The 4,388-nt window shown below is 56.3% G+C and carries 3 protein-coding genes; 1 reads left to right on the top strand and 2 read right to left on the bottom strand.

Annotation, left to right across the window (positions count from 1 at the left end; translation table 11 throughout):
* Both QJ48_RS25955 and QJ48_RS25950 read right to left on the bottom strand, forming a co-directional pair.
* The coding region (locus QJ48_RS25955; RefSeq protein ID WP_054976306.1) for a DNA topoisomerase 3 at positions 1-2,071 on the bottom strand (2,071 nt) is incomplete at its 3' end.
* A gap of 199 nt (positions 2,072-2,270) precedes the next feature.
* Positions 2,271-3,470, bottom strand: coding sequence for a cytochrome P450 (locus QJ48_RS25950; protein WP_054976305.1), 1,200 nt, complete (start codon positions 3,468-3,470; stop codon positions 2,271-2,273).
* A 173-nt stretch (positions 3,471-3,643) separates the two neighbouring features.
* Here QJ48_RS25950 and QJ48_RS25945 point away from each other — a divergent pair, with 173 nt between their 5' ends.
* Positions 3,644-4,252, top strand: coding sequence for a TetR/AcrR family transcriptional regulator (locus QJ48_RS25945; protein WP_063858171.1), 609 nt, complete (start codon positions 3,644-3,646; stop codon positions 4,250-4,252).
* Positions 4,253-4,388 lie beyond the last annotated feature (136 nt).

Genomic DNA, 4,388 nt, shown 5'->3' with positions numbered 1-4,388 from the left:
TCTCGTGGGCTGGGAGATGTTTATAAGAGCCAGCATTGCCGGGGCGCCCGGCTTCCGCCGCAGGCGGCTCGCCCGCGGCCGCGGCTGCGGGCGGGCTGCGCTTGCCCCGCGCGGAGCCGGACGCGCGGGCGGTGTCCTCCGGCGCGGCCTTGGCCGCCGCGCCGCTTTTGCGCCGCTGGCGCGGGGCGTTCGAAGGCGCATCGCCTTCGAACGCCTGCTTCGCCGCGGGCTTCTGCCCCCGCACCTTCTCGACGATCAGGGCGGCAAAACGCTCGACGTTCTTCATGAACGTCTCGTCCGACGCCCCTCCGCGCGCAATCTCGTTCAGCCGCCGCTCCCACTGCCCGGTCATCTCCGGCGACGTCAGCAGCTCGACGCCCGCGCCGCGGATCAGCTCGACCGCCGTGCGACCCTTGGGCGTGATCGCGATGCGCTTGCCCTGCATGACGACGTAGCCGACCTGCTTCAGCCGCTCGATGACGGACGCGCGTGTCGCCGGCGTTCCGAGCCCGGAATCCTTCATCGCGTCGCGCAGCTCCTCGTCCTCGATCTGTTTGCCCGCGCTTTCCATCGCCTTCAGCAGCGTGCCTTCGGTATACGCCTTCGGCGGCTGGGTTTCCTTCTCCTTCGCCGCGCTGTCCTTGCACAGCACGTCCTGCGCGGGGTCGAGCGCGAACGGAGCGTCAGTCTCCTCCTCGGCGACGGCATCCTCTTCCTGCTCCCGGTCGGCTTTGCCCTTGCCCCGGGACGGCTTTTCTTTTTCCTTTTTCTGGTCAGCATAGATGACCTTCCAGCCCAGGGACAGCAGCTGCTTCACCGTGCTCTTGAACCGTTCGCCCTCGGCCAACGTCACGATCGTGTGGAGCTTGTACATCGCCGCGGGATAAAAATGCGACAAAAACCGCCGTACGATCAAGTCGTACAGCTTTTGTTCGTCGGGCGCGAGCCCGCTTGGCATTTTGTGCGTCGGCAAAATCGCATGGTGATCTTCCACCTTGGCCGGATTGCAAACCGCTTTATTGTTTTTGTGCACCAGCTTTTTGTCCGCCTGCTGGACAAGCGGCGCATAGCCCGTCTTGCCGAGCTGGTCGAGCGCCCGGTGCATCTCGGGAATGTTCTGCTCGGTCACATAGTTGGAGTTCGTCCGCGGGTAGCTGATCGCTTTATGCTTCTCGTAGAGCGCTTGGGCGAGATCAAGCGTTTTTTTGGCGGAAAACCCGAACTTCGCGTTCGCTTCGCGCTGCAGCAAGGTTAAATCGTAGAGCTTGAACGGGTACTCCTTCGTATCTTTGACGTCATAGCTCTCGATCCGGCCGATCTTCCCTTTGACCTTGGCGGCCAGTGCCGCCGCTTTCTCGCCGTCGGTCAGCTTGTCCCCCTGCCACAGCCCGCGGTACTTCGTCTCCCCTTGCGTGAACCATGCTTCGACTTCGTAGTACTTGCTCGACGTAAAAGCCTCGATCTCCTTCTGCCGGTCGTACAGGAGCGCCAGCACCGGCGTCTGCACCCGCCCGACGGACAGCAGCTCGCGGTGCTTCGTCGTAAACGCGCGCGAACCGTTCATCCCGATCAGCCAATCCGCCTCGCTCCGCACCCGGGCCGCTCTCGTCAGCGGCTCGAATTCCGCGCCCTCGCGCAGCTCGGCGAAGCCTTTGCGGATCGTCTCCGGCGTCAAGTCGGAGATCCACAGCCGCTTAACCGGATGAGACAGCTTCAGGTGCCGCTGGATGAGGGAAAAAATATGCTGCCCCTCCCGCCCGGCGTCGCAAGCGTTAATAAGCTGCCCGCTCCGTTTAGCCAGTTCGGCGATGACCTTGAGCTGGTCCTTCGTCTTCGGATTGGGCACGAGCTTGAACCGCTCCGGAATGATCGGCAAATCGTTAAAATTCCACTTTTTGTATTTATCATCATACGCATCCGGTTCGGCGAGGCCGATCAGGTGCCCGATGGCCCAGGTAATGATATACCGTTCGCCTTCGATATGCGTGCGTTGATTTTTCGCCTTCGGCTCGATGGCGGCCGCAATATTGCGCCCCATGTCCGGCTTCTCGGCGATAACAAGCGTCTTCATCCGTCAACTTTCCTCTCCTATGCCAATGGAACTTATAGTCTATGGCACCGGCATTTGCCAAGCCTTATTTCGAAAACGTGCTTCATCATATTATACCATAACCCCCTTCCCGTCGACCCGTTCCTTGGAAAAACGCGCAAAAAAACAGCAGGCCGATTGACCTAACCGACCTGCTGTTGCGCTTAACCCTTTAGCCGCCTTAAACGGTGAGCAGCAGCTCTTTGATCCCGTACGCGAACGAGCTTTCAAGGGGCTTTAATGTAAAGCCTGCACTTAATTTGAAGTCAGGATACCGCCGAATCCATTCTCTTAAAGCGATCTCCGCTTCCATACGGGCCAGCGGCGCCCCGAGACAAAAATGAATGCCCCGGCCAAAGGCCATATGCGGATTCGGCTTGCGCGGCACCACGAACCGCTCCGCATCCTGAAACTGCCTTTCGTCGCGATTGGCTGCGCCGATCCAGGCGATGACGTATTCCCCTGCGCGCAGCTTTTTCCCTCCCAAGACAACGTCTTCTCTCACGTAGCGGAAAACCGACTGAACCGGCGAACGGAAACGCAGCACTTCCTCAATGGCGGCAGGCAGCAATTCGTCCGGCTGATTTTTGATTTCACGATACACCTCCGGGTATTCCAAGAACGTGTAGATCGCATTCGTAATCAAATTGGTCGTCGTTTCGTTTCCGGCAATGAGCAGCAATATGCAAAATCCGACGATCTCCTCTTCCGTCAAGCTCTCTCCATTCACGCTGGCCTGTAGCAGCACGGAAATGATGTCGTCCGCGGGCTCATTTTTTTTCAGTTCGATGATTTCCTTGAAATAAGCATAAAGCTCTCCGACCACCTGCTGCTGCTTCCGGTGCTGCTCGTTTTTGGCTTCTTCGCTGTTGTTAACCGGCCCGGCCACGGCCTGATCGGACCAATCTTTAAATTTGCGCTTGTCTTTCGCAGGAACTCCGAGCATTTCGGCGATCACCCGGACCGGAAGCGGATAAGATAATTGCTCGACCAGATCGATTTCCCGTTCTCCTCCGATGTCATCCAGCAGTTCGTTGGTAATCGCCTGAATCCGCGGCTCCCAATCCTTCATCGCTTTGGGAGTAAAAGCTTTATTTACAATGTCGCGCATCTGCGTATGCTTCGGCGGGTCGAGATTAAGGAGACTGTTCTCGAAAAGCGACTTTCCGTCTCGAAAAATACGGGACGAAAATACCTCCTTCCGATCCAAAACCGTCTTCACTTCCTCGTAACCGAAAACATCCCACGTATGGCGCTCCTCATCCCAGCGGACAGGGGCTTCCTCTCTCATTTTGCGGTACCATCGGAACGGGTTGAAACGCTCTTCCGGGGTGCTGAGCTCACGGACTTGACCAAAATCGATAATTGCGGACTTTTCCATAATTACGCCTCCTAAAATAAACTTCATGTTGATTAATGATCACACTGTCTATTATAGTGTTAACTGGAGACGATACCATGAACAGTCCGGCGGAAAGTGTCTACTAACCCGCAAATAACAACCTGTATTTGACAACTTTTACACAATATATTGGAGCGAAAGGACTGAAGGAAGTGTCCGAGAATGCGAACGACCCCAGAATTGTCCGGACGATGCACATGCTGCGGGAGGCGCTGCTTGAGCTGATGGAGGAGCATGGTTTCGAACGAATCACAGTGAAGGATATCACGTCAAAAGCGGGCCTGAACCGGGGCACCTTTTATTTGCATTATGCCGATAAATACGATCTTCTGGAGAAAACTACCGAAGACATGATGCAGGGGCTGCGAAAGATCGCTCAAACGTTCGATCCGCTGGACTTGGTCATGCACGAGTTCCCGGATACCCCCTTTCCGTTCACGGTCCGCTTGTTCGAATATTTCGGCAAGCATGCCCGCTTTTTCAGCGTTATGCTGGGGCCGAAGGGCGACCCGTCCTTTTCCGTGAAGTTCAAGGAGTTCATGCAAGTACATTTAATGGACAAGTTCAACGAGTTCCACCACAGCGAAGACCGCGTGCCGGTTCCTTGGGATTATTTGATGGCCTATTTAATCTCCGCGCATCTGGGCATCGTTCAATATTGGCTTGAACAAGGCCGCGATCATACGCCGTGGGACATAGCCCTGATGTTCACGCGCATGACCCAACTGAGCCCCATTCAATCTGCAGGCTTGAAAAAGTAGTCCGGCATGAGATAGAAAAAAGACAGCCCGCATTGCAGGCTGTCTCCCAGAGTGTTGAGAAAGTGGTTTAGACAAGAATAAAGATACATACGTAGGCGGGGTATCCACTGGAGGAGCGTCAGCGTTCGCCTTTGTC

Source organism: Paenibacillus sp. A3, from assembly GCF_001399685.1.
Taxonomy (GTDB): Bacteria; Bacillota; Bacilli; order Paenibacillales; family NBRC-103111; genus Paenibacillus_G.
Note: the sequence above shows the minus strand (reverse complement) of the source record. Positions and strands in the feature narration are given on the sequence as shown.

Excerpts from the sequence above, each read along its gene's own strand:
- QJ48_RS25950 (WP_054976305.1), bottom strand. The coding sequence starts at position 3,470 with ATGGAAAAGTCCGCAATTATCGATTTTGGTCAAGTCCGTGAGCTCAGC.